Consider the following 24,609-nt stretch of genomic DNA (forward strand, 5'->3'; position numbering starts at 1 on the left):
CAATATACGATGCGGGGCGAACACTGTCAACGTTGTAAAACGGTTAAGTTTTGTTTAAAATTGAAAATAATTATCAATAAGAATCGGAGGCGTTGAGATATGAAAGATGTGATTGTAATCGGTGGAGGAACAAGCGGGCTTTATGCCGCTTACTACAGCTGTATGAGGAATATGGACACGCTGGTGCTCGAGTACCACGAGGAAACGGGAGGAAAAGCGAAAGTATTCTATCCGGAGAAAGAACTTTATGACGTGCCCGGTTTCAACGGAATTACAGGTGAGGACTTTGTTTTTGAAACGCAGAAACAGGCGGAGCTGCTGGCTCCGGAAATAGAGACGGACGTCATTGTCGAAAATCTGGAAGAAAAAGAAGGCAGTGTCGTCGTAAAGACGAATAAAGGCGATTACGAAGCTCTCAGTGTCATCCTCGCTTCCGGACTCGGGGCGTATGACACGGTGCCGCTGCCTCTTCAGAAAAGAGAAGAATTCGAGCCTTACTCCATCCACTATACACTTGAAAATCGGAAACGCTTCAAAAACAAGCGGATCGCCGTATATTCCAACTTCCGCATCGGAATCGACTGGGCGCTTACAATGGAAAAAGAAGGAGCGGCCGCCGTCAGTCTCATCAACCGGGACGAAACATTCCGGGCGGTTTATGAACACGATGAGGAACAGCTCGCTGCCTCTTCCGTGAAAGTATTCCGTAATACGGAAATCGACGATCTCGAGGGAGAATCGGGAGCTCTCATGCGTATTCATCTTTCCAACGGGGAAAGTATCGAAGCGGACCACCTTCTCGTATACGAAGGGGTAAGCATCGGTAAAAGTGTATACAAAGACTGGGGGCTCGAAGTGGAAAAAGGAAGAGTGACCGTGGATACGGAAATGAAAACGAGCGGAGCCCGGGTATTCGCGTGCGGAGATGCTGCCTATTACCCCGGGAAAACGATGCTTCTCGCCTCGGGGATGTCCGAAGCCATGACAGCCGTGAACAGTGTGAAACAGCTGCTGAACCCGAAAGCACCCCCTCAAGTTTACAGTACGGTCGTTTACAAACACCATAAGCCCGGGGAGGATATGGACGAATGACATCGATCTGTCTCGTACGACACGGAGAAACAATGTGGAACAGGGAAAAGAAACTTCAGGGAGGCACGGATATCCCGCTGAACGATAAGGGAGTTTCACAGGCGGAACTGTGCCGGGACTATCTGAAAGACGACGCCTGGGACGTATTGGTGACAAGCCCGCTGGAAAGAGCGAAGCACACAGCCGAAATTATCGGGGAGGGGCATAACCTGCCCCTTATCGTTATGGAAGAATTCCGGGAGCGCCACTTCGGGGAAGCAGAAGGAATGCCCGAGGAGGAGAGACTGGCCGCATATCCGGACAAACAGTACCCTGGTCAGGAAGACAAGGAGGTTTTCATAAATCGGGTGATGACGGGCGTCCGTCACCTGGTGGAAGAATTTCCGGATCGCCGCGTGCTGCTTGTTGCCCACGGCGCGGTTATTAACGCAATACTGACGGAAATCTCCGATGGGGAAATCGGAGCCGACCGCTTCAAGCTTCTGAACGGATGCCTCACGAATATCGAATTTATGGAAGGGATCTGGAAAGTCCACGATTACAATCAGGTCACTCATCTTTCCTGAATGTCTCTTCGTAAAAATTTCCGGGGAAATAAATTACTCCGTAAAGGCTCGAGGACGGGGAAATATAGGAAAAGGATACTGGCCAATACGCCAGTATCCTTTTTTAAAGAGAGCGGACTCAACTTATTGAACCGCCGCATACGATGTCATACTCACGATGCGGGGAGGCCGGGTGCCTTCTTCTGCTCAACGGCAACTCCTCCCGACAGACTTTATTTAAATGAATACGTAATATAGCTGGTATACGTCTCGCCAGAAGCTGCGATCACACCGGGGAACCCTTCGTGGTGCAAGGCCGCGGGGTGTGCCTGGGCTTCAAAACAAACGCCTGCGTATTTTTGGGAGGGTCCGTTGTTTAATGCAAGCCCGGCATCAAGGCCATTGGCGGTGTACAGCACCATGCCGGGTTGATTTGTGCGAATCTCCATGTTTCGCCCGGAACTCTGTTCCAATACTTTTATTGTCCTCTCTTTCCCAAGAACGAAATAATGATCGTAGCCGTTACCGACAATTTTTTGCTGGGCTGTGTCCGGTTTCAGCCCCTCTCCAAGCGATCGGCCGTTTCTGAAATCAAAAGGTGTGCCAGTCGGCTCCATTAATCTGCCGGTCGGTATAAGTTCCTCGTCGAGTTCCGCGAAATAATCGCTTTCAAATTCGACATGGTGATTGTGCACCGTATCTCTTCTGTTTCCGCTTAAATTGAAATACGTATGGTTTGTCAGAGCGACCGGAGTGTCCTGGTCAGAACTCGCCTCGTAGCTGAGCGTCAGTTCATTGGCATTGTTCAGGGTATACGTAATCGATACGTCCAGATTACCCGGGTAGCCTTCTTCCATATGTGCGCTTGTTCGATTTAAAACAAGCGTTGCTTCATTTTTTGACTGAAACGTTTCTGCATCCCAAACTACCTGATGAAAGCCGTCAGAACCGCCGTGCAGATGGTGGTTACCTTCATTATTCGTCAATACATAGGTGTTACCGTTGAGCTGGAAGCTGCTGTTTTTGATTCTTCCGGCCACACGTCCGATCTGGGCCCCTAAATAATTAGTATTATGAGCATAGTCTGCATAATTTTTATACCCGAGGACGACATTTTCAGTTTTTCCGTGCCGGTCCGGAACTATGAGTTTTGTAATAATCCCGCCATAGTTCAGTATAGAAACCGACATACCATGATCATTTTCGAGGGTATACTCCTGCCAATCGCCGTATATATCATCCTTTGTGATATACAGTTTCCTTCACCTGCCCCTCTGTTTTACAGTGTGTTAATAAAGCGCTTTAATGTTGACTCATCCTTGAACACACCGGCATCTTCCAATACTTTTGAAAATTTAATCCCAAGTTCTTTCTGCAAAACGTTTTCCGCTTTTGCAGTGTCGGTGAGCGTACCGTGTTTTTGTTTAATGGTTTGTGCCCACTCTTCGTGATAGTCCGCCACATTACCTGATTCTCCCAGAAGGTACGATTTGATTTCAGTGAGTTCATCTTTCAACCTTGCCGGGAGGACGGCGAGACCCATTACTTCAATCAGCCCGATGTTCTCTTTTTTAATATGATGGACATCAGCATGCGGGTGGAAGATACCCGATGGATGCTCATCAGACGTGCGATTGTTGCGCAAAACCAGATCAAGCTCATAAACGCCGTTCCGCATTCGTGCTATCGGTGTGATAGTGTTGTGTGGAGTAGTGCCGGAAAAAGTTTTGATCGCTGCCGACTCATCCGAGTAGTCTTTCCACGTTTGTAAAATATGGTCGGCCGCATCAAGCAACTGTTCTTTTTCCGTACTTTTTAACCGGATGACTGATAAAGGCCAGTGCAGCACGTGGGCAGAAACTCCGGAAAAATCGGTGAGTGAAAAAGAAAACGCTTCTTTCGCATCGGTCATAGCGAACCTGTATCTGCCGCCCTGAAAATGGTCATGCGTTAAAATGGATCCGCCGACAATCGGCAGATCGGCATTCGATCCGATAAAATAATGCGGAAATTTATCGATGAATGCGAGCAGTTGTGCAAATGTCTTTTTATTAATTTTCATGTCCCGGTGTTCTTCGGCGAGCACTATACTATGTTCATTGTAATAAACGTAGGGCGAGTACTGGAGGTACCAGTTTTCCCCGAGCAATGGAACATTGATGACCCGATGATTGGCCCGGGCCGGATAACCGGTTCGACCGACGTATCCTTCATTTTCGACACAAAGAACGCATTTCGGATAATCGACTTGCTGTTTGTTTTCGCGTTCCCGTCTGATCTGCTCCGGATCTTTTTCAGGCTTCGACAAATTGATGGTAATATCGAGCTCTCCATACTCCGTGGCAGCCGTGAAATGGATATTTTTATTGATTCGCTTCATCTGAATATAATTGCTGTTTTTGCTGAGCTGATAAAAGTAATCCGTGGCCCTGACCGGGTTTTGTGCGTATTTTTCCTGAAAGATGGCATTAACGGTTGATGGGCGGGCAACGAGACAATTCATGATATTCGCTGCCAGGATTTCTTTCTCGTCAAAAACGTCATCGATGACATGGTTCCGGACAGCGTAAGTTACCAACTGATCAAGTATATCCGGGATATTGTCGTCATCGTGCAAAGAGGGGCCTGCAGCAGTTTCCCCTTTCAGATTAAGCAAGTACATGATCTGGTTACGTGCATAGATTTGATCTGCTTCTTTGATTAATCCGACTTCCGTCGCTTTACGAATCAGTTTCTCAAGATGCTGGTAAGCCATGTTGATATGCTCCTCTCAAGTTTGATATCCGCCTGGATTATTTACATGCCACTGCCAGGCGTCCTCCATGATTTTTGTGATTGCTGTCCGTTCAGGCTTCCAATTGAGCATATTTCTGGCTTTCTCCGAGCTTGCGATTAATACGCTTGGATCACCGGCCCGTCGTTCACCGATTTCAGCTTCGATTTCTCTTCCTGTTACCTCCCGTGCTGCATCGACCATTTCTTTTACCGAAAACCCGCGACTGCTGCCAAGGTTAAAAATGTCGCTGGCGCCGTCATTTCTTAAATGGTTCATCGCAAGAATATGTGCCTGGATCAAATCCTCGACATGGACATAGTCCCTGATGCAAGTACCGTCTTCTGTATTGTAGTCATCCCCGAAAATAGTAATGTTCTGGCGTTGGCCGAGAGCGGCCTGAAGAATAATGGGCACAAGATGTGTTTCAGGACGATGATCCTCACCGATTTCCCCTGATTCTCTTGCCCCTGCCACATTAAAATATCGCAGGGATACATATTTTATGCCATGAGCCTGTTCGGTCCACTTCATGAGTTTTTCCATAGTCAATTTTGTTTCGCCATATGTGCTTGCCGGGTTTGGCTGCATAGTTTCGGTAATCGGAATGGACTCCGGTTCGCCATACGTTGCTGCAGACGATGAGAACACGATATTTCTTACGTGGTGTTCAACCATCACTGTCAATAAAACCTGAGTGCCGTATACGTTGTTATCGAAATATTGAAGCGGTTTTTCCATGGATTCGCCTACTAGGGAATTGGCAGCAAAATGCATGACGCCATCGATCGTTTCCTTTTCGAATACGTCGCGAAGGAAGTCGATTTCACGGATATCCCCTTCATAAAAGGTTGCCTTCGGATGGATCGCTTCTTTATGTCCTGTGGCAAGATTATCGACTACAACCACATCTTCACCTTTGTCCACAAGCTGATAAACCGCATGGGAGCCGATGTATCCGGCTCCGCCTAACACAAGTATGCTCATTTCAGCGCACCCCTTTCGTTATCTCTTTAGCACCGTCGCCAATTGCCGCGGTGTAAAAGGTCGGTTCATAACCAATCGATTTCGAATAGATTTCATTTACATTTGTTTTGAAAGAATCGATACTCTCCTGTTCCACGATGGCGATTGCACATCCGCCGAATCCTGCACCGGTCATGCGTGCGCCGATAACGCCATCCTGTTCCCAGGCCGCTTCCACGATGGTATCCAGTTCAATTCCGGTAACTTCATAATCATTTTTCAGCGATCCGTGGGAAGCGTTCATCAATCGGCCAAATCCGTTAAGGTCGCCGTCCTGAAGTTTTTCTAATGCCTCAAGCGTACGTACGTTTTCTGAAACGGCGTGTTTTGCCCGTTTCCGGTCCTCCTCATTTTTGATGAGGTGTTTGTGCCGGATGAATTCTTCATTCGATAAATCACCAAGACTTTCGATGGACAGTTCGCTATTTAAATCGGACAGTGCCTGTTCACACTGCTGGCGCCGTTCATTGTATTTCGACTCCGCCAGTGTACGCTGCTTGTTCGTATTCATAATGATAATCGAATGGTGGTGCAGTTCAATCGGTGCATAGTGGTAGTTGAGCGTTTGACAGTCTAATAGAATAGCGTGATTTTTTTTGCCCATACCAACTGCAAACTGATCCATGATGCCACTGTTTACACCCATGTATTCATTTTCAACCTGCTGACCGAGCCTGATCATGTCGATACGGTCAATAGCTAACTCATATAAATATTCCAGCAGTACACCGGTCGCCATCTCTATCGATGCAGAAGACGACAGGCCTGCACCGTTTGGAATGTCTCCGTAATACAAAATGTCAGCACCGTGATCGATATTATGCCCCTGTGCGGTTATGTATTTGATTATCCCTTTCGGATAATTCGCCCAGTCGTGCTCCGCATCATAACTCAGATCCGCCAGGTCGCATTCGATCATACCTGTTTCCGGGAAGTTCATCGAATAGAATCGAAGTACAGTATCTTTACGTCTTATTCCCAGCGCATACGTTCCGAAAGAAACTGATGCGGGGAAAACGTGACCTCCATTATAGTCGGTATGTTCACCGATCAAATTAATACGCCCCGGCGCAAAAAATGTGCGGGGGGTTTCATCGCTGTTGAATATCTCCTGAAATTTCCGGATGAGATTAGTCATGGGACCCCTCCTGTTTATTAAACGCTTACAATTCCTAATTTCAATTTACTATAGTGTTTCGACTTACACAATAAAAAAATCGATTTATTTTAGTAAAAAATAATAAAATTTTACTGAAAATCTGTTATGCAAACAAGAGTCACTATTTATCTTGGCTTTAAAATAGCTATTTACATAACTTTTATGAAAGCGTATACTAAAATCAAATTAAAAAAACTTAGGAGGTTTCGGCAATGGTCAGTAAAAAAATAGGTAAAAAAATGATATTTTTCCTCGGTGCTTTAGGGGGTCTTTTGTACGGTTATGATATGGGGGTTATTTCCGGTGCTCTTTTATATATAAAAGACGACATCCCGCTGACGAGTTTTACAGAAGGACTGGTAGTCAGTTCCATGCTGATAGGAGCAATATTCGGTTCTGGCTCCAGTGGACCATTATCGGATAAATTCGGTCGGCGCAGGCTCGTGTTTATGATCTCCGTTGTCTTTATAATCGGTGCCCTTACGCTGGCGTTTGCTCCGAATATGATGACACTCGTTGTCGGCCGGTTGATTATCGGACTTGCTGTTGGCGGTTCTACCGCAATCGTTCCCGTATATTTGTCCGAGATGGCGCCGACGGAATCACGCGGTTCCCTCAGTTCTCTGAATCAGCTGATGATTACGATAGGTATTCTTTCTTCCTATCTGGTAAACTACGCTTTCGCAGCTATCGAAGGATGGCGCTGGATGGTCGGGCTTGCTGTCGTACCGTCCATCGTGTTGATGGTCGGCGTCATTTTTATGCCGGAGAGTCCGAGATGGCTGCTTGAAAACCGTGGCAAGGAAGCAGCCCGCAGTGTTATGAAGCTGACGCGGAAACCGGATGAGATAGAAAAAGAAATCGATGAGATGATTGAAATCAACCGTATTTCTGACAGCACGTGGAATGTGTTGAAGTCATCATGGCTGCGTCCGACGCTGATTATTGGGTGTGTATTCGCATTATTACAACAGATCATCGGTATTAATGCTATCATTTACTATGCACCGACCATTTTCAATGAAGCGGGGCTTGGTGATGTAACATCCATCCTGGGAACAGTCGGTATCGGGACTGTGAACGTGGTCGTTACTATATTTGCTATTATGATCATCGATAAAATCGATCGGAAAAAGCTGTTGATCACCGGTAATATCGGGATGGTCAGCTCATTAATTATTATGGCCGGTCTGATTTGGACAATTGGACTCGGTTCAGATATTACTGCCTGGATTATTGTCGCTTGTCTGACATTGTTTATTGTATTCTTTGCTTTCACGTGGGGACCTGTACTATGGGTTATGCTTCCGGAACTATTCCCGATGCGTGCCCGGGGTGCGGCTACAGGTATTGCCGCTCTGGCATTATCAATCGGAAGTCTGCTTGTCGCACAATTCTTCCCGCTGCTGACTGAAATTATGGCGATTGAACAGGTATTCCTGATTTTCGCAGTGATCGGCATCGGCGCACTGTTCTTTGTTGTGAAATACCTTCCGGAAACCCGTGGTCGCAGTCTGGAAGAAATTGAAGCTGATTTGCGGACACGTACCTCGGCTTCAGAAGCTAATGAGGCAGGCGGTATGCATAACTAAGCGATTGGAGTTGAAGAAATGGCAACGATAAAAGATATAGCAACTAATGTGAATGTCTCGATTGCCACCGTCTCACGTGTGCTGAATAATGACCCGACACTATCGGTAAGTCCTGAAACAAAACAGCGCATTTTCGATGCTGCCGAACTGCTTGATTATAAAAAACACATTCACAAAAAAACAAAGCAGCACATGCGAATAGCCATCGTTCAGTGGTACACCGAAACAGAAGAGCTGAACGACCTTTATTACTACTCAATCAGGCTGGGTGTGGAAAAGAAGCTGGAAGGTGAGGGGTATGATTATATAAGGCTGTTTCAAAATACGGACAATAACCTCAACGTTAAAGTGAATGGGATTATTGCTATTGGCAAGTTTTCACATGAGCAAATGAAACAGCTGGAAGAATGGTGCTCCAACATTTGTTTTGTTGATAATATACGTGCACTGAATTCGTGTGATTCTGTTATCGCCGACTTTCAGCAGTCCACCCGCAGTGTTTTGTCTCACTTTATAGAAGAGGGACATGCAAAAATAGGGATGCTGGCTGGTGAAGAAAAGCCTCCCGGGGGCTCCGAAGTGCTGATGGACCCAAGATACGAGAGTTTTCGTGACTACATGAAAACACAGGGGCTATTTGATAAGAAATACTGCTTTAAAGGTGCTTTCGCGGTGGATGCCGGGTACGAGATGATGAATCAGGCTGTACGCACGCTGCAGGATGATCTGCCGACTGCATTTTTTTGCGCGAATGATTCCATTGCTATCGGGGCGCTGCGCGCGCTACGTGATAATTCCATTTCGGTACCGGAGCGGGTCAGTTTAATCGGATTCAATGATTCCAGTGTGGCAAAATATATATCGCCGTCTTTAAGTACTGTCAAAGTCTATACGGAAATGATGGGGGAGACCGCAGTGAGTTTGCTGAAAGAACGGGTTTTCCAACAGCGTCCGGTTGCCAAAAAAGTAACGTTGGGGACGGAACTGATTATCAGGGAAAGCTGTCAAAAAACAGAGCCGCAGGGAGAACTGACATGAGAATCAGTACTGTAAACAAACAAGGGAATGAAAACACAAATGAGGATGCTTACGTCGTGAATGAAAAGGCGGGGGTATTCGCTGCAATTGATGGGGCGACAGGGCTTGAAGGTGTCCCCGGTCACATTGCCTCTCATGCCGTCCGGGATACGCTGGCTTCAGCTACAGGAGAGGAGCTGTTTGACGAACTCGTCGAAGCTGCTAACCTGCAGGTTGCAGAAGAAACGTTGAACTGGCTGGGTTCAGGTGATGCAGCAGAAATTAATGATGTGCCGAAGGGAAAGCGGAGTACCTGTGCTCTTGCAGCGATTTCAATAGATAGGGAACGATTGTCCCTGACGTACGCCCAAGCCGCCGACTGTATGATTTTTTTACAGTATAGAGACGGAGATATACGCACAGTCACATATGATCTGCTCAGTCATTTTGACCGGAAAGCAATCGATGAGATTGTGGAAATGCGAAGCGGACAGAATAAAAAAGCACCTATCAGTGAAGCCCGAAAGGCAGTCCGTTCAACTTTAATTGAAAACCGTTCCCTGTTAAACACGGATGCGGGGTACAGTGTAATAGACGGTAGTAAAGAAGCAGTGAAGCACCTGGAAAGTGGCAGGTTATCCTTGAAAAAGGTCACTGGAGTTCTTTTGTTGAGTGACGGATTGATGATGCCGACGGGGCTTGAGGAAGCCGATGGCTGGGAGCAGGCGGCCGCCATTGCTTTTCAGCACGGGCTGGACAGGTTAGTGAGTGAAGTGGAGGAAAGAGAGAATAATGATCCCGAGTGTATAACATACCCTCGTCTGAAAATGATGGATGACAAGACAGCCGTTTTAATAGAAATGGAGTCGTAACTCCAGCATTTAATTGCCGGGACTGGAACTGGTAAAACACTCTTTAAGGTATTTTTCCGGATAATGCACACAGATGTGGAGCACTGAAATAACGTTGGATTTTGTGGAGCCGTCATATGCAGAGCGGGATAGAAAGAGGGAGGAGGTCAGTCGTCTCCTTCTGTTCCATCCGTGAAGCTCTGCCGCGGCTTCTTTTTTCATCCATATTTTTTCTGGTGCTGCTTTTTCATAGCCAGATATTCTTCGTCTTCCCGGACTTCGATCCATTTCTGTTCGAAAATCCGGGCGGACTCTGCTTTTTCTTCATCTATATCACGTTCTTTCACGTTTCCGTCTTCATCGTACTTTTCCCCGCCTTTGTAATTGGCGTATCGTCTGGAACGGGTGTATCCCATCTGAAGAAATTTCCGGGCCATGTCCATGCCGACAAACTCGTTATTCTTCTTGTAATCAAGGTACATATTGTAGATAGCCTCCGAAGATTCCCGGGCAATGTCGGGAGTCTTGAAGCGCCAGTGGGCGAGAATCTCGCTTTTATAGGGTTCCACGAGCAGGACGCCCTGCTCGCCTCGTCCCACCCGGTATTTTTCGGGATTCTTGCGGAAGTCGATATTATCGAAATCGAGATCATAATCAAAGCTCATGTTCGATCACCCCGAACATGTTCAGATCCAGCTCATTGGAAAGCGATTTGACGAGGGCGCCTCCGGCCGTGCTGTTTCCTTTGGCATCAATCGCCGGACCGATGATTCCTATACCCATACGTCCGGGTACAGCACCGATAATAGCTCCGGAGACCCCGCTTTTTAGTGGGAACCCCGCTTCCACAGCGAACTGACCGGACGAGTTATACATCCCGGACGTAAGCATAATAGATTTGACCGTTCTTAAGTGTTCCGGTGAAATGAGGCGGATGTTCGTCTCCGGATCCCGGCCTTCGTTAGCCATAAAGTGACCGACCCGGGCGAAATCCTCGGTACACATCATGACAGCGTTGGTACGGAAATAGAGATCGAGCGCTTCCTCAGGAGCCATAATCATTGCTCCCGTACTTTGCATAAAATAAGCGAGGGCACGGTTGCGGGCTCCGTTTGATTTCTCCGCTTCATATATCTCTTCGCTCATCACTAAATCGGGGTTTCCTGTGATCTGTCTGATGAATGTCATGAATCTTTCAAAACGTTCTTCGACGGAACCTCCTTTAATAAGAGCGGCAGTGGCGATAGCGCCGGCATTGATCATAGGATTGAACGGCTTTTCCGTCTGGTGTCTTTCCAGCTGACCGATCGAGTTGAAGAAGTCTCCCATCGGTTCCATACCGACCATATCGAATACGCGCTTCTTCCCGAAGTCGTTCAGCGCGAGCATCAGCGTAACGATTTTAGCCGTGCTCTGCATCGGAACGTACAAGTCGGTCCTCCCGGCATGGAAATACTCCTCACCGGTCCAGACCGTAACTCCCAGTACGTCTTTTTTCGTATCGTCATACATAGGAATGACCGGTCTTACTTCCCCGTCTGATGCGTAGGGAAGACTGTCTTCCACTATCTGTTCCAGAAGCTGATTGGATAATTGAGCCATAAGTGAATTCTCCTTTATTGAATGACTTAAGAGTATAGTAGATGTGCACGAATCATTCATTTTTTTAAAGTGTACCCTCATTTTTACCGTTCTATGCCTGCTTTTCTTAATAAAAAAGGTAAAATACTATGTATAAAACTGCGTTTCATGTTATTATGAGAAAGCATAGAATATACACAAATTCTGCGATAGGAAGAGTACGTTCTTTTGCCCATCCCAAGAGAATCACCGGCTGGTGGAAGGTGACAGGTGGAGAAGAAGGGAAGATCATCCTGGAGAAGCGTCGTTGAAATGAGTAGATGCCGCCGGTTACGTGACCGTTACCCACGATGGTTCAAAGTGCCGCACACGTGCGGAATTCGGGTGGTACCGCGGAAATGACTCCGTCCCTTTTATATAAGGGGCGGTTTTTTTATACCTGTGTTTCTGGGGTCCCGGTTCGTCCGGGAGCGTTTTTAATGGAAAGAGAGACTGGGGGACAGGGTTCCTTACTCCAACAAATTACGTGAGGTGAAGAGGAAATGCGTAAAGTCAATACGAAAGAAGTGGCAATCGAACGCGAAAATCGCGTAAAAGATTACTGGCAGGAAGAAAACGTGTTCAACCGTTCCATGGAAGAGCGGGAAGGTAATGAAACATTCGTCTTTTATGAAGGACCTCCGACAGCAAACGGTCTTCCCCATGCCGGGCACGTCCTCGGCCGGGTGATCAAGGACTTCGTAGGCCGCTATAAGACGATGAACGGCTACCAGGTTATCCGTAAAGGCGGCTGGGATACACACGGTCTCCCGGTGGAGATCGAAGTGGAAAAACAGCTCGGTATTTCCGGTAAACAGGAAATTGAAGAATACGGAGTGGAGAAGTTCATCGAACAGTGTAAGAAGAGCGTGTTCGAATATGAGAAACAGTGGCGGGAGTTTACGGAAGCGATCGGGTACTGGCTCGATATGGACGATCCGTACGTCACGCTTGAAGATAATTATATCGAGAGTGAGTGGTATATCCTCGCCGACCTGCACAAACGCGGTCTCCTCTCCAAAGGTCACCGGGTTACACCGTATTGCCCGAGCTGCCAGACGACTCTCAGTTCCCACGAAGTCGCCCAGGGCTATGAAGATGTAAAAGATCTGTCGGCCACGGCGAAATTCAAAGTGAAGGATGCGGAGAATGAATACTTCCTCGGCTGGACGACGACGCCATGGACACTGCCGGCGAACGTGGCACTTGCCGTGCATCCGGAACTCGACTACGTCAAAGCGAAACAGCACGATGAAGTGTTTATCGTAGCCCGCGATCTTGCGGACACAGTGATGGGAGAAGATTACGAAATCATTTCCGAACACAAAGGGAGCGAACTCGTAGGAATCGATTACATCGCACCATTCCCGTTTGTAAAACCGGAGCGGGGACATACTGTCGTTTCCGCTGAATTTGTAAACGCGGAGAGCGGTACGGGAGTCGTACACATTGCACCTGCCTACGGGGAGGATGACTATAACCTCGTCCTAGAAAATAATCTCTCTTTCTTCAACGTCGTGGACGGAGCGGGGCGCTATACTTCCGACATCCCTCCATTCGAGGGACGATTCGTCAAAGACTGTGACGTGGACATTGTGAAATATCTGTCGGAAGAAGGGCTTCTGTATAATAAGGAGAAATATGAGCACAGCTACCCGCACTGCTGGCGCTGTGACACGCCGCTCCTTTATTATGCGATCGAAAGCTGGTTCATCAAAACGACGGAGATGAAAGATAAATTCATCGAAAATAACCAGACAGTGGAGTGGCACCCGGATCATATCAAAGATGGTCGTTTCGGAAACTTCCTTGAAAATATGGTGGACTGGAACATCGGTCGTAACCGTTTCTGGGGGACGCCTCTGAACGTTTGGATCTGTAATGAATGCGGTCACCAGCACGCTCCGGAAAGTAAATCGGATCTTCTTTCCAAAGCGAAAGGAGAAGTGACGGATGTCGAGCTGCATAAACCTTATGTCGATCGTATCCAGCTTTCCTGTGAGGAATGCGGCGGCACGATGGACCGCGTCCCGGAAGTGATCGACGTGTGGTTTGACAGCGGATCGATGCCGTTTTCCCAGTACCACTACCCGTTTGAGAATGAAGAAACGTTCAATAAGCAGTTCCCGGCGGACGTTATTTGTGAAGGGGTGGATCAGACACGCGGCTGGTTCTACAGCCTGATGGCCGTATCCACGATGTTCACAGGGAAAGCTCCGTACAAACGGGTTCTTTCCACCGGCCACATTCTTGATGAACACGGCAGGAAGATGTCCAAGAGTAAAGGGAATGCCCTCCACCCGATGGATCTCGTAAATAAATTCGGAGCGGATGCTTTCCGCTGGGCTCTTCTTGCCGACAGTGCTCCTTGGAACAATAAACGTTTCTCCGAGCGTGTCGTCTCCGAAGCGAAATCGAAAGTCGTCGATACGTTAGTAAATACGCACGGTTTCTTTACACTGTACGCAGATATCGATAACTACGAGTATGATCCGGAGGATACAGGAGAGAAGACGCTCCTGGACCGCTGGATCATTTCCCGCGCGAACACTGTGGCGGCCCGTGTGAGAACCGGACTTGATGAGTATGACTTTACAAAAGCTGCGAAGGAAATCGAGAAACTAGTCGATGAAGTGAGTAACTGGTATATCCGTCGTTCCCGTAACAGATTCTGGGAAAGCGGAATGAGTGAATCGAAAAAAGCTGCCTACTCCACACTTCGTGAAGTGCTCGTAGGTCTTAGCCGTCTGCTTGCTCCATACACTCCGTTCGTAGCGGACGATATTCATATGAACCTGACGGGCGAAAGTGTCCATCTCGCTCCTTTCCCTGAGCGTGAAGAGCATCGCGTCGATGAGAAGCTGGAGAGAGACATGGATGCAGTCCTTCAGGTAGTGGAACTTGCCCGGGGTGTACGTAATACGGAAGCGATCAAGACGAAACAGCCGCTGGCTGAACTGACGGTCATCCCGGTCAATCAGGATCGCGGCGCCGCACTTAAAGAGTACCGTTCTATTATCGCAGAGGAAATCAACGTGAAAGATGTCGTAGTGAAAGAATCTTCCGAAGACCTTATCCGGTATGAAGTTAAACTCAATTTCCGTGAAGCCGGACCTAAGTTAGGGAAAAACGTCAATACAGTGAAGAAATACCTGGAATCGCTCTCTGATGAAGAGGCAGCTGATATCGTGACGAATCAGAAAGCGGTAGTCCCGGCAGAAGACGGGGACATCGAAGTTCCGATGGACCTTCTGATCGCTGAAAGAGTAGCGGACAGCGGACTGTCGATGGGATCGAACCAGGAATTCCACGTAGTGCTTGATACGACTATTACGGAAGAACTTCGCCTTGAAGGTCTTTCCCGCGAAGTGATCCGTGTCATCCAGGACGTACGGAAGCAGAAAGACCTGCCGATCGATCTTCGCGTGAACATAGCTATTGCAGGAGACGAAGATGTGAGAAAGGCGATACAGGAAAACGAGCAGGTCATCCGTGACAACGTACTGGTCAATGAGCTCGACCTGCAGGAAACAGAGGACATGGAAGAATTCGAAGTAAGCAGTCATAAACTGAAGCTTCAGATTCAGACGTGAGATAAACACCTCCCGTTCCCAATCCGGAGCAGCAGTCCGGTGAATGTGAAAATAAATAAAAAAGCGTACCTCATGGAAAAGTATTCCACCAGGTACGCTTTTTTTGTTCAGTATTTTTCAGTTATATCCTCAGCAGTACTTATCGTAAGCCTCTGTCAGGTTCTCCACGATTTCTTCCACTTCATAATCTTCAATGTGCTCGCGCGGAATGAAATGCATAACCTGGCCGTCTTTTAAAATCGCCATGGAAGGAGAGGAAGGTTCATATCCTTCCAGATAATCGCGCATCCGGGCCGTCGATTCACGGTCCTGACCGGCGAACACGGTGACGAGGTGCTCAGGACGATTATCGTTTTTGAGAGATTTGATAGCTGCAGGACGGGCCAGTCCGGCGGCACACCCGCAAACCGAGTTGATAACGACGAGAGATGTGCCTTTCACAGAGCTGATGAACTCGTCCACTTCCTCCGGAGATACGAGTTCCGTAAAACCGGCTTCCGTCAATTCGTCTCTCATCGGCTGGGAAATTTCTTTCATATAAGCTTCATATGCGTTCATGGTAAACGCCCCCTTATTTATTTTCTTTCGTTTTCGTAGCCTGGGTCATCTGATACCAGACGGATCCTTCCGCTGCGTGACCGCCTTCGATTCGTTCGATGGCCATCCGGATCTGCAGGCGCACTTCGAATTCCGGATCATCTTTTGCTTCCTGAAGAGCAGGAAGCGCCGTTTCGTCCCCTGCTTCATAAAGGTACATAGCTGCCCTCCAGCGGACGATTTTACTCGGGTCCTTCAGGGATTTAATCATATGAGGAATGGCATCGGTGGAGCCGATGTCGGAAATGCAGTCCCCGGCGGTTCTTCGGACGGTGACGGTCTTGTCAAAAAGCGCTTCATAGAGATAAGGGAGTACTTCCTCATCTTCGATCATCCCGAGATAAGCAGTCGCAAGCCTTCTTATCGAAGCTTTTTCATCATGCAATGCTTTATGGAGTACGGGTAAATCTTCAAGCGTCGGGTGCATCTGATCGAGCGCCTGATAACGTATCCTCCAGTCGGAATCATCCAGTGTGGAAAGTGTAACCGGACTCTCCTGTTTCTCGGTTTCATTCCGGAAAGCGAGTTCCACCAGGCGGGCAAGACGTTCTTCGTCATAACTCGCGGAAATCTCCTCCTGCACCTGCCGGCCTACTTCTTCTGCATCTCCGTAGCGGGAGGCGTCCTCCTCCCACTTCCGTTCCATAATCATGTTTTCGGAAGCTTCGGACGCTTTCATGGCTGCGTTTGTGAACCTCTCGGGGAGGGCCACTCTCGTTTCCGCTTCCCCGTCCTGCAGCTTGATCTGCATCGGGATATTGCGGAATTTCTGAATGAATACCTGAACTTCCCCGAAACTCTCCTCAGGCTCTTCGCGGGAAGCTTCGCCCTGAAGTCCTTCATCTGAACCGAGAGCGTCCCGTACTTCCGGGAGGATGTCTTCCCATGATACTTTCGGATGACGTTCAAGAGCAAGGAAGTCCAGCACATGGTAAATCCCTTTCACTCCATTTATGTCAAAAAGCTGACGGGCCCATGAAGGGAAAGAAGATATATCTCCGTCTTTTGTATAGTTGTATGTCTCGCTTTGAGGCAGACTTTCATCTAAATTGATTTTCATCGAATTGGGACTGGGGGTCGGTTCGATAGATACGATCCTCATGCATAGCACCTCCGTTATTTGTATCATATCAAAGTTTCAGAGTGACTTCTATCATTCAAGTTTTCGACGAAAAAATGAAACATTTTTCCAAGTCCTTCGTATACAGGGGGTGGAAAGGGGAGATTTAGCATGGAGAGCATAATGAAGCTTGAAAAAGTGAACAAGACAATCGGTTCTCATCACGTCATCAAGGACCTGAGTTTTGAAATTTTTCCCGGGGAAGTGTTCGGATTTCTCGGACCGAACGGAGCGGGTAAGACGACGACGATCCGTATGATGGTAGGTCTTATGAGTATGAGCAGCGGTGATATCGTTATTGCCGGCAACAGCGTACATAAACAGAGGAATAAGGCGATGGAACAGGTCGGGGCGATCGTGGAGAATCCCGAGATGTACCCATTTATGAGCGGTTGGAAAAACCTTGTGCATTTTGCCCGAATGGGAAAAGATGTAACGGAAGAAAGAATCAGGGAAGTCGTTCAGCTCGTCGGTCTCGAGAAACGGATCAACGATAAAGTGCAGAAATATTCTCTCGGAATGCGCCAGCGGCTCGGTATCGCCCAGGCTCTGCTGCACCGTCCTTCGGTATTGATTCTTGATGAACCGACGAACGGACTCGATCCTTCGGGAATGAGAGAAATACGGGCGTATGTACAACGGCTTGCCAAAGTGGAAAACGTGGCTGTCATCGTGTCGAGTCACATCCTATCCGAAATGGAACTGATGTGTGACAGGTTCGGAGTCATCCATAACGGAGAGCTGGTCGATATCCAGTCTGTCAGGGACGCCGTCCAAGATGCGGAAATGGAAGTCAGTATCGAAGCGACTCCGCTTGATGTGGTAGAGCGCATCCTTAAGGAAGAGACGAAAAATGTGATTACGAAAAAGCAGAGCTGCCACATCGTGCTTGAGAAAGACCGGATTCCGGATATTACGACGAAGCTGGTTGAGAATAATGTCAGCATTTATAGTATTTATACCGAGAAGAAAACGCTTGAAGACGAATTCCTGAAAGTGATTGGAGATGGTGTCATTGATTAATCTGATCCGAAACGAATGGATGAAACTTTTCGCTCAGCGCTCTACGTGGATAGGAATTATACTGTTTGTCTGTCTGATTACCGGGTTTGCATTATTTATGACGACCGATCCATCTTCCTCCGAGCAGTACGGAAGCGACTGGAAGCAGGAGCTGCAGCAGGAAAACAAAGAAATGAAGAAACAGATGGAAGAAACACCGTCCACAGCCAGTTTCAGACAGGACCAGATAAAGATGAACGAATACCGGATTGAGAATAACATCGCTCCGAATGAGTTCACCGGATGGAAGTTCGTACAGGAAAACCGGATGTTCGTCTCTCTGATCAGTCTGTTTACGATCATCATAGCTGCAGGCAGTATCGCTAACGAATTCCGTTGGGGGTCGATTAAGCTGCTGCTTATCCGGCCGGTGTCACGTACGAAAATTCTATTCTCCAAGTTCATCACTCTGCTGCTGTTCGCCTTGATGCTTCTCGTCGGTCTGTTTGTATTATCGATAGGGCTCGGGGCCTTACTGTTCGGTCTCGGTTCATGGACGGACCCATACGTATTTATGGAGGGCGGGGAAGTGAAAGACGCTTCTATCATGGCTTTCTCTCTTATGCAGTATGGCTTCTCCTCGGTGAATCTGCTTATGATGGTAACATTCGCTTTCATGATTTCTGCCGTGTTCCGTAACAGCGCGCTTGCTATAGGAGCGGCTGTCTTCCTGATGCTGAGCGGGAACTCGATCGTCACTTTTTTCGCCGACAAAGAATGGGCGAAATATATTCTTTTCGCTAATACGGATCTCAACCAGTTTGTCACGGGCACACCGTTAATCGAAGATTTGACTATGACTTTTTCCGTTTCGGTACTGGTCGTCTATTTCTTCGTTTTTCTTGGAGCCGCCTGGCTCGTATTTACAAAACGGGATGTTACGAGTACTTAGAGTTGTGAAGAAAATCGTGAGCGTCCTGACCAATCTTGACATAATCTTCAAACAACTATACATTGAGAGTAACTTAAATATAATCACTAGGGGAGTTATCTGACTGAGATGAGTATTTACTCAGACCCTTTGAACCTGAACTAGTTCACACTAGCGTAGGAAAGTGTAGAAACTGATGCATACAAAAGACCATGTTGTCTGTTTATTAGTATGTGATTATTGTATTTGCGCAACTTTCCTTTTGGGGAGTTGCGCATTTTTCATTTTATCTACAACTTTATTATTTAAGTTTCAGTGAAACTAAAAGATGGGAGTGGTTGTAATGAGCAAAACGGTATTAGTAACAGGCAGCAGCAGAGGGTTAGGGGCATCTATTACAAGAGAGCTGGTACAACAAGGGTTTCAAGTGATCGTAAATTATTTTAAAAACGAAGATGCTGCCAAAGAGCTCGTTTTTGAGCTGGGGGAGGAGAACGCTGTAGCTATTGGTGCCGACGTCAGAAATCGTCAGGAAGTTGATGAATTAGTAAAGAAAGCAACGGAACACTTCGGGCAAATTGATGTCTTAGTCAATAATGCTCTCGTAGATTTTAAATTTGACCCCGATAACCAGAAGCCGTTCGCTGACCTTTCGTGGGAGGACTACCAAAAGCAGCTGGATGGGACTTTGAAGGCCGCGTTTAATACGGTTCAAAGTGTTCTTCCTCAATTTATTGAACGACAAAATGGAAGTATCATTAATATTGGTACTAATCTATACCAGAACCCTGTAGTACCTTATCATGAATATACAACTGCGAAAGCCGGTCTGATTGGTTTCACACGTAATATAGCTGCTGAACTGGGGCAGTATGGGGTAAGGGCAAATGTAGTTTCAGGCGGTCTGTTAAAAACAACGGACGCCAGTTCCGCAACTACTCCGGAAGTATTTGAATTAATCGCCCAGGCGACTGCACTGAAGAAAGTTACCAGTCCCAGGGAAGTAGCGGGGATGATTGCTTACTTATCTTCTGACAAAGCCGGGGGGATTACAGGGCAGAATATAACAGTGGACGGCGGTCAGACAATGAATTGAGGTAGGCTGAACTATTCGAAATCGAATAATGAAAAATACTATATTTTCTGTGGAGGCGTCATTATTAGAGAAATTCAATCGAAACAAATGCACATAGGTGTTTTGCTGTACGGTTGTGGTCATCACCAGGCGGCATGGTTAATGCCTGAGTCGAGTGTGGAGTTCATTGGGGAAGTTTCCTATTATCAGATGTTGGGACAGATGGCTGAAAGGGGATGTTTCGACGCAGTGTTCTTTGCGGATAACCAATCCTTCCCCGCCGGTAATGATGGTGAAATGCCGGCTTTCTGGCTGGACCCCGTGGTTAACTTAACAGCTATCTCCCAAGTGACGACTCATGTAGGTTTAGTTTCAACAATTTCAAGTACGTTTTCGAACCCTTTCACTGCTTCGAGACAACTGTTAAGTCTCGACCATATTACGAAAGGGCGTGTGGGGTGGAATCTTGTGACCTCAATGAGAGATGCGGAAGCGATGAACCACAGCATGGAAGAGTTGCCTTCTCACGATGAGCGATATGAGAAAGCTGAAGAATTTGCTGCGGTAATGGATAAACTATTCCTGTCCTGGACAAGTGATGAGTTTCTGAAGGATCGGGAAGAGAATCGTTTGATCAATTCGGAGAACATTCATCCCGTTGAGCACCACGGTACTTATTTTAAAGTGAAGGGGCCTCCTACGACTCCAGGGAGTCCCCAGTGGAAGCCTGTGGCGATGCAGGCGGGGGCATCGAAACAGGGACTTTCCTTAGCCTCAAAATATGCAGATGCCGTTTATTCGGTAGCATGGAATTTAGACCAGGCAAAAAAATTCCGGAAAAAACTTGATGAACAGTTGGACAAGGACTGGGACGAAGGTAGATATATAAAGGTCTTTCCGGGGTTGGTCACGTACGTAGGAAGGACCCGGGAAGAAGCTCGCGCCAAAAAAACAGAATTAGATGAAAAGTTGCCTGTAGAAACAGCTTTGAAACGGCTGGGACTATTTGTTCAGCAAGACTGTTCAAACTGGGAGATCGATAAAAAGGTGCCTGCACTGCCCCCGGTAGAGGATTTTTCCGGACCGGTAGGAAGGTACGAAACTATACTGGAAATTATCAAAGATACTAATCCGACGGTAAGGGAACTGTTAGGATACCTTAACGCCGGGGGTGGGCATTTTACGCTGGTAGGTACGCCGGAAGAAATAGTGGATCGGATGGAAGCGTGGTTGGAAGCCGGAGTCGCAGACGGATTTAACCTTATGCCTCCTGTGTTACCGGACAGTTTGGAAGACTTTGTAGAGCTGGTTGTACCGGAAATGCAAAGAAGAGGGATTTTCAGAAAATCTTACGAAGGTCATACCTTCCGAGAGCATTTGGGCTTAACTTAGCTTTTTGTTAAGTACATTCAATTAACCGACTTTTAAGATTTATTGCCTGGGAAATAATTCGAAGTACTCCTTTGATGAAAAAATCAAAACCGCCTATCATCTCGAAAAGATGATAGGCGGTTTGTGGTAATTCCAAAGGGGACTTCACCCCAATTTCATTTAATTATTTTTCTTCTTTTACGTCATCCGGCACCTGAAGGCCGAGACCTTCGGCGACGCGGGTTCCGTAATCAGGATCGGCTCTGTAGAAATGAGCGATCTGACGAAGCTGGATTTCCTCTGAAGTCACCGGTTCCATATGACCTACTATGGCATCGATGAGACGATCCTGCTCATCTTTACTCATCAGACGATACAGATCTCCTGCCTGCGTATAGTGATCGTGGTCCGGATAAGGTACGCTGTCGGCATAGCCTTCCACTTCGAAAGGATTGATTTTCGACGTGTCATCTTCTTTCGGAAGATGGTCGTAGCTGTTCGGTTCGTAATTGTAATTGCTTCCTCCGTTACCGTCGACGCGCATGTAACCATCACGCTGATAGTTGTTCTGTTCGTTCTTCGGACGGTTTACAGGGATCTGTTCATGGTTTACGCCGAGACGGTAACGCTGAGTATCGGAATAAGAGAACAGGCGGCCCTGAAGCATTTTGTCCGGAGAAGCTTCGATGCCGGGTACGAAGTGAGCCGGGGAAAGTGCAGCCTGCTCCACTTCGGCGAAATAGTTTCTCGGGTTCCGGTTGAGCGTCATTTTACCGACTTCGATACGTGGATAGTCTTTCAGAGACCATATTTTCGTAACGTCGAACGGATCCCATTTGTATGATTTCGCATCCTCAAATGGCATAATCTGTACGTATAGCGTCCAGGAAGGGAAATCACCTTTATCAATAGCGTTGAAGAGATCCTCCGTGTGATAGTCGGGATTCGTTCCGGCAATTTCATCCGCAACGGAAGCGTCCAGACCTTTCACACCCTGGTCACTGACGAAGTGATATTTAACCCAGAATGGTTCTCCTTCGGCGTTCACCCACTTGTAAGTGTGACTGCCGTACCCGTTCATGTGACGGAAAGTAGCGGGGATGCCGCGATCTCCGTGAAGGTATGTCACCTGGTGAAGAGACTCGGGGGAGTGAGACCAGAAGTCCCATACCATGTTTTTGTCTTTCAGGTTTGTCTGAGGGTTTCTCTTCTGCGTATGAATGAAGTCCGGGAACTTGATGGCATCGCGAATAAAGAAGATAGGGGTATTATTACCTACAAGATCGTAGTTTCCTTCTTCTGTGTAAAATTTAATGGCGAATCCGCGCGGATCACGGACGGTATCGGCTGAACCGGATTCCCCTGCGACAGTGGAGAAACGGATGAACATATCCGTCGCTTTCCCTTTTTCACTGAGAAAGTCAGCTTTTGTGTAATTGGAAATTTCATCATTTGTTACTTCGAATGTACCGTAAGCTCCGGCACCTTTGGCATGTACGACACGCTCAGGAATTCTTTCGCGGTCGAAGTGGGCCAGTTTTTCCAGCAGGTGTACATCCTGAATCAATCCAGGACCGCGACGACCGGCTGTGAGTGAGTTCTGATTGTCTCCAACGGGTGCGCCGCTCGAGGTAGTAAGACGATTGTTCTTATCTGTCATAATCCAAAACCTCCTGTATAATTTCTACAATATTCATTATAACAAATGCCCGTTTAAAATCAATGTTTTTTTATAATGATTTTAAATAGAGGGTTCTTTATAATGTAGCAGATGCTTTGGGAGAGGGGGTTATGAGGGGAGGATTATGTGTGTTAAAAAAAGGGAATAAGAGGGGAGTATTTTCTTAAAAAATATAGGATTTTTTTCTTTACAATAAAGGGGCTATCGATTATATTAGGGGAACCACAGGAAATCGGTTTCCACTCTTGTCTGTGGTGGAAGCGGAACCTGTAATAAACTGAATAAAGGAGGGAAAATATATGACACTACTGTACACAAAAGCCCGTGAACTTTTTGAGGAAGATTTCAAAAAGAATCCAGTCGCTAAAGAAAATGCAAAACCAACTTCGGGTGTGAAGCAGACACGGAGCGGTAAATTGTTCCGGAAGCCTAACAAGCGCAAGTAATGGTGATGCAGTGGTGGAGTTAACTCTATGAGAAAAAATAAGCAGTTCTGTTTAGGACTCTTAATAAACGAAAGTCATTAGGTCAGCGTCTTTGAGTGAGCAAAAAATGCTCAGGACGCTGATTTTTTTATGTATAAAATGCTCCGCTGTCTTTGCTGTAATAGTTTACGTACGGCTTCTTCAGGATATAGATAGAAGAAATAACAGATAGGAGTGGAGAAATTGCTATTTGCGGATAATGCTTTTGAAGGGAAACATATAGTAGTCACCGGAGCGTCCAGAGGAATCGGCAGGGAGACGGCCATTCAGCTGACGAGAGCCGGAGCGTCGGTTACGCTTACGGGTAGAAACCGGGAAAGATTAGAGGAAGTACAGAAGGAATGTGAAAATGGAAAAGGGGAAACGCAGATCGTGATGGCAGACCTTAATCAGGGAGCGGATCGGCAGGAGCTGGTCGAGAAGTCTCTTGAGTTTCTCCCGGTATATGGACTGGTGAATTCAGCCGGCGTCCTCAGCACTTATTACCTTGAGGATATTCCGGAAGAAGAACTGAGAAAAGCGATGGAAGTGAATTTCTTCTCGCTGACTCTGCTCACTCAGGAATTTTACACGGAAATGAAAAAGAGGGAAGAAGGAGCCATCGTCAACCTCTCCTCCCTTTCCGGTCTGAGAGGGACGCACGGGAACGTGGCATACTGCGCTTCCAAATTTGCCGTGACAGGATTCACCCAGTCGCTTGCCCATGAAGCGATCCGCTCCAATATCCGCGTGAACGCCGTAGCACCCGGCTTCGTCGATACAGAAATGGGGCGGAAGGCCGTCGCTGCAAAAGCCGAGAGGGAAGGACGGAGTTTTGAGGAACAGTGGGAACTGGCCAAGTCCGGAAATCCGTCCGGAAGGATTACGACTGCCGGGGAAGTGGCCGGTACGATTCTGTTTCTCCTCTCCGAAGCTTCCGAAAACATTATCGGGGAGTCGGTGAAAATATCCGGGGGAAGTGTCATGAGATAGTTTGTATTTCCGTATAAAGGGAATTATATTTTTAAGAAAAACCGAGCTCATTAAAAGGAGGGACGTTTGTGGGACGTCTTTTAAAACGAATAATCAAATATGGACCG

At 47.2% G+C, this 24,609-nt stretch carries 21 protein-coding genes, 1 riboswitch and 1 other annotated feature; of the genes, 12 read left to right on the top strand and 9 right to left on the bottom strand.

Features of this window, described 5'->3' with window-relative positions; genetic code table 11:
- Window positions 1-99: 99 nt before the first annotated feature.
- Entirely contained in the window at window positions 100-1,092 is a 993-nt protein-coding gene (locus CKW00_RS05755) for an NAD(P)/FAD-dependent oxidoreductase (RefSeq protein ID WP_095821772.1), read from the top strand.
- Window positions 1,089-1,658 (top strand): histidine phosphatase family protein, encoded by a 570-nt coding sequence (locus tag CKW00_RS05760; protein ID WP_095821773.1) that lies wholly within the window; start codon window positions 1,089-1,091, stop codon window positions 1,656-1,658. The genes CKW00_RS05755 and CKW00_RS05760 overlap by 4 nt, the downstream gene beginning before the upstream one ends.
- A 212-nt stretch (window positions 1,659-1,870) precedes the next feature.
- Here the strand turns inward: CKW00_RS05760 and CKW00_RS05765 are convergent, their stop codons facing one another.
- The 4 genes from CKW00_RS05765 to CKW00_RS05780 are packed head-to-tail and all read right to left on the bottom strand — an operon-like array spanning window position 1,871 to window position 6,574.
- Entirely contained in the window at window positions 1,871-2,893 is a 1,023-nt protein-coding gene (locus CKW00_RS05765; RefSeq protein ID WP_095821774.1) for an aldose epimerase family protein, read from the bottom strand.
- A 23-nt stretch (window positions 2,894-2,916) separates the two neighbouring features.
- Window positions 2,917-4,392 (bottom strand): UDP-glucose--hexose-1-phosphate uridylyltransferase, encoded by a 1,476-nt coding sequence (galT, locus tag CKW00_RS05770; RefSeq protein WP_095821775.1) that lies wholly within the window; start codon window positions 4,390-4,392, stop codon window positions 2,917-2,919.
- 15 nt (window positions 4,393-4,407) lie between these two features.
- Complete coding sequence (galE, locus tag CKW00_RS05775) at window positions 4,408-5,397, bottom strand: UDP-glucose 4-epimerase GalE (RefSeq protein WP_095821776.1); 990 nt, start codon at window positions 5,395-5,397, stop codon at window positions 4,408-4,410.
- A 1-nt stretch (window position 5,398) separates the two neighbouring features.
- Window positions 5,399-6,574 carry a galactokinase gene (locus CKW00_RS05780; protein ID WP_095821777.1) on the bottom strand — a complete coding sequence of 392 codons (1,176 nt, stop codon included), beginning with the start codon at window positions 6,572-6,574 and terminating at the stop codon, window positions 5,399-5,401.
- 233 nt (window positions 6,575-6,807) lie between these two features.
- On the opposite strand from CKW00_RS05780, the gene glcP reads away from it, so the two are divergent.
- The 3 genes from glcP to CKW00_RS05795 are packed head-to-tail and all read left to right on the top strand — an operon-like array spanning window position 6,808 to window position 10,076.
- Entirely contained in the window at window positions 6,808-8,187 is a 1,380-nt protein-coding gene (glcP, locus tag CKW00_RS05785) for a glucose transporter GlcP (protein ID WP_095821778.1), read from the top strand.
- 18 nt (window positions 8,188-8,205) lie between these two features.
- Window positions 8,206-9,225 (top strand): LacI family DNA-binding transcriptional regulator, encoded by a 1,020-nt coding sequence (locus CKW00_RS05790; protein WP_095821779.1) that lies wholly within the window; start codon window positions 8,206-8,208, stop codon window positions 9,223-9,225.
- Window positions 9,222-10,076: a PP2C family serine/threonine-protein phosphatase gene (locus CKW00_RS05795; protein WP_095821780.1), complete on the top strand. Its 855-nt coding sequence runs from the start codon at window positions 9,222-9,224 to the stop codon at window positions 10,074-10,076. Before CKW00_RS05790 ends, CKW00_RS05795 begins: the two co-directional genes overlap by 4 nt.
- Window positions 10,077-10,273: 197 nt before the next feature.
- On the opposite strand, the gene CKW00_RS05805 is transcribed toward CKW00_RS05795, so the two are convergent.
- The gene (locus tag CKW00_RS05805; RefSeq protein WP_095821782.1) at window positions 10,274-10,720 is read right to left on the bottom strand and encodes a DUF4385 domain-containing protein; all 447 of its coding nucleotides are present in this window, start codon (window positions 10,718-10,720) and stop codon (window positions 10,274-10,276) included.
- Complete coding sequence (gene glsA, locus CKW00_RS05810; RefSeq protein WP_095821783.1) at window positions 10,710-11,657, bottom strand: glutaminase A; 948 nt, start codon at window positions 11,655-11,657, stop codon at window positions 10,710-10,712. Before glsA ends, CKW00_RS05805 begins: the two co-directional genes overlap by 11 nt.
- Before the next feature lie 176 nt (window positions 11,658-11,833).
- Window positions 11,834-12,051 (top strand) — a binding site (T-box leader).
- Between the two features lie 127 nt (window positions 12,052-12,178).
- Between glsA and ileS the strand changes: the two genes are divergently transcribed.
- On the top strand, window positions 12,179-15,268 hold the full coding sequence (gene ileS, locus CKW00_RS05815) for an isoleucine--tRNA ligase (RefSeq protein WP_095821784.1): 3,090 nt from the start codon (window positions 12,179-12,181) through the stop codon (window positions 15,266-15,268).
- Between the two features lie 129 nt (window positions 15,269-15,397).
- Here ileS and CKW00_RS05820 read toward each other — a convergent pair whose 3' ends face one another.
- Both CKW00_RS05820 and CKW00_RS05825 read right to left on the bottom strand, forming a co-directional pair.
- Complete coding sequence (locus CKW00_RS05820) at window positions 15,398-15,826, bottom strand: BrxA/BrxB family bacilliredoxin (protein WP_095821785.1); 429 nt, start codon at window positions 15,824-15,826, stop codon at window positions 15,398-15,400.
- Between the two features lie 13 nt (window positions 15,827-15,839).
- Window positions 15,840-16,967 (bottom strand): conserved virulence factor C family protein, encoded by a 1,128-nt coding sequence (locus tag CKW00_RS05825; RefSeq protein WP_095821786.1) that lies wholly within the window; start codon window positions 16,965-16,967, stop codon window positions 15,840-15,842.
- 129 nt (window positions 16,968-17,096) lie between these two features.
- Between CKW00_RS05825 and CKW00_RS05830 the strand changes: the two genes are divergently transcribed.
- From CKW00_RS05830 to CKW00_RS05845, 4 genes are all read left to right on the top strand, one after another.
- Window positions 17,097-18,008, top strand: coding sequence for an ABC transporter ATP-binding protein (locus CKW00_RS05830; protein WP_095821787.1), 912 nt, complete (start codon window positions 17,097-17,099; stop codon window positions 18,006-18,008).
- Window positions 17,992-18,939, top strand: coding sequence for an ABC transporter permease (locus tag CKW00_RS05835; protein WP_198951622.1), 948 nt, complete (start codon window positions 17,992-17,994; stop codon window positions 18,937-18,939). The genes CKW00_RS05830 and CKW00_RS05835 overlap by 17 nt, the downstream gene beginning before the upstream one ends.
- A gap of 78 nt (window positions 18,940-19,017) precedes the next feature.
- Window positions 19,018-19,118, top strand: a riboswitch (TPP riboswitch).
- Window positions 19,119-19,261: 143 nt separating this feature from the next.
- Window positions 19,262-20,014 carry a 3-oxoacyl-ACP reductase gene (locus tag CKW00_RS05840; protein ID WP_095821789.1) on the top strand — a complete coding sequence of 251 codons (753 nt, stop codon included), beginning with the start codon at window positions 19,262-19,264 and terminating at the stop codon, window positions 20,012-20,014.
- Between the two features lie 87 nt (window positions 20,015-20,101).
- A complete protein-coding gene (locus CKW00_RS05845) occupies window positions 20,102-21,385 on the top strand; it encodes an LLM class flavin-dependent oxidoreductase (protein ID WP_095821790.1) in 1,284 nt (427 codons plus the stop codon).
- Between the two features lie 163 nt (window positions 21,386-21,548).
- Here the strand turns inward: CKW00_RS05845 and CKW00_RS05850 are convergent, their stop codons facing one another.
- Window positions 21,549-23,024, bottom strand: coding sequence for a catalase (locus CKW00_RS05850; RefSeq protein ID WP_095821791.1), 1,476 nt, complete (start codon window positions 23,022-23,024; stop codon window positions 21,549-21,551).
- 320 nt (window positions 23,025-23,344) lie between these two features.
- On the opposite strand from CKW00_RS05850, the gene CKW00_RS13770 reads away from it, so the two are divergent.
- The gene (locus CKW00_RS13770; protein ID WP_008590955.1) at window positions 23,345-23,491 is read left to right on the top strand and encodes a hypothetical protein; all 147 of its coding nucleotides are present in this window, start codon (window positions 23,345-23,347) and stop codon (window positions 23,489-23,491) included.
- 213 nt (window positions 23,492-23,704) lie between these two features.
- The gene (locus CKW00_RS05855) at window positions 23,705-24,502 is read left to right on the top strand and encodes an SDR family NAD(P)-dependent oxidoreductase (RefSeq protein WP_332889042.1); all 798 of its coding nucleotides are present in this window, start codon (window positions 23,705-23,707) and stop codon (window positions 24,500-24,502) included.
- Window positions 24,503-24,609 lie beyond the last annotated feature (107 nt).

Origin of the sequence: Salimicrobium humidisoli, assembly GCF_002295105.1 — a bacterium.
GTDB classification, from domain to species: domain Bacteria; phylum Bacillota; class Bacilli; order Bacillales; family Halobacillaceae; genus Salimicrobium; species Salimicrobium humidisoli.

Coding starts and splice junctions, on each gene's coding strand:
- CKW00_RS05755 (WP_095821772.1), top strand. CDS start 100: ATGAAAGATGTGATTGTAATCGGTGGAGGAACAAGCGGGCTTTATGCC.
- CKW00_RS05760 (WP_095821773.1), top strand. CDS start 1,089: ATGACATCGATCTGTCTCGTACGACACGGAGAAACAATGTGGAACAGG.
- galT (WP_095821775.1), bottom strand. CDS start 4,392: ATGGCTTACCAGCATCTTGAGAAACTGATTCGTAAAGCGACGGAAGTC.
- galE (WP_095821776.1), bottom strand. CDS start 5,397: ATGAGCATACTTGTGTTAGGCGGAGCCGGATACATCGGCTCCCATGCG.
- CKW00_RS05780 (WP_095821777.1), bottom strand. CDS start 6,574: ATGACTAATCTCATCCGGAAATTTCAGGAGATATTCAACAGCGATGAA.
- glcP (WP_095821778.1), top strand. CDS start 6,808: ATGGTCAGTAAAAAAATAGGTAAAAAAATGATATTTTTCCTCGGTGCT.
- CKW00_RS05790 (WP_095821779.1), top strand. CDS start 8,206: ATGGCAACGATAAAAGATATAGCAACTAATGTGAATGTCTCGATTGCC.
- CKW00_RS05795 (WP_095821780.1), top strand. CDS start 9,222: ATGAGAATCAGTACTGTAAACAAACAAGGGAATGAAAACACAAATGAG.
- CKW00_RS05805 (WP_095821782.1), bottom strand. CDS start 10,720: ATGAGCTTTGATTATGATCTCGATTTCGATAATATCGACTTCCGCAAG.
- glsA (WP_095821783.1), bottom strand. CDS start 11,657: ATGGCTCAATTATCCAATCAGCTTCTGGAACAGATAGTGGAAGACAGT.
- ileS (WP_095821784.1), top strand. CDS start 12,179: ATGCGTAAAGTCAATACGAAAGAAGTGGCAATCGAACGCGAAAATCGC.
- CKW00_RS05820 (WP_095821785.1), bottom strand. CDS start 15,826: ATGAACGCATATGAAGCTTATATGAAAGAAATTTCCCAGCCGATGAGA.
- CKW00_RS05825 (WP_095821786.1), bottom strand. CDS start 16,967: ATGAGGATCGTATCTATCGAACCGACCCCCAGTCCCAATTCGATGAAA.
- CKW00_RS05830 (WP_095821787.1), top strand. CDS start 17,097: ATGGAGAGCATAATGAAGCTTGAAAAAGTGAACAAGACAATCGGTTCT.
- CKW00_RS05835 (WP_198951622.1), top strand. CDS start 17,992: ATGGTGTCATTGATTAATCTGATCCGAAACGAATGGATGAAACTTTTC.
- CKW00_RS05840 (WP_095821789.1), top strand. CDS start 19,262: ATGAGCAAAACGGTATTAGTAACAGGCAGCAGCAGAGGGTTAGGGGCA.
- CKW00_RS05845 (WP_095821790.1), top strand. CDS start 20,102: ATGCACATAGGTGTTTTGCTGTACGGTTGTGGTCATCACCAGGCGGCA.
- CKW00_RS05850 (WP_095821791.1), bottom strand. CDS start 23,024: ATGACAGATAAGAACAATCGTCTTACTACCTCGAGCGGCGCACCCGTT.
- CKW00_RS13770 (WP_008590955.1), top strand. CDS start 23,345: ATGACACTACTGTACACAAAAGCCCGTGAACTTTTTGAGGAAGATTTC.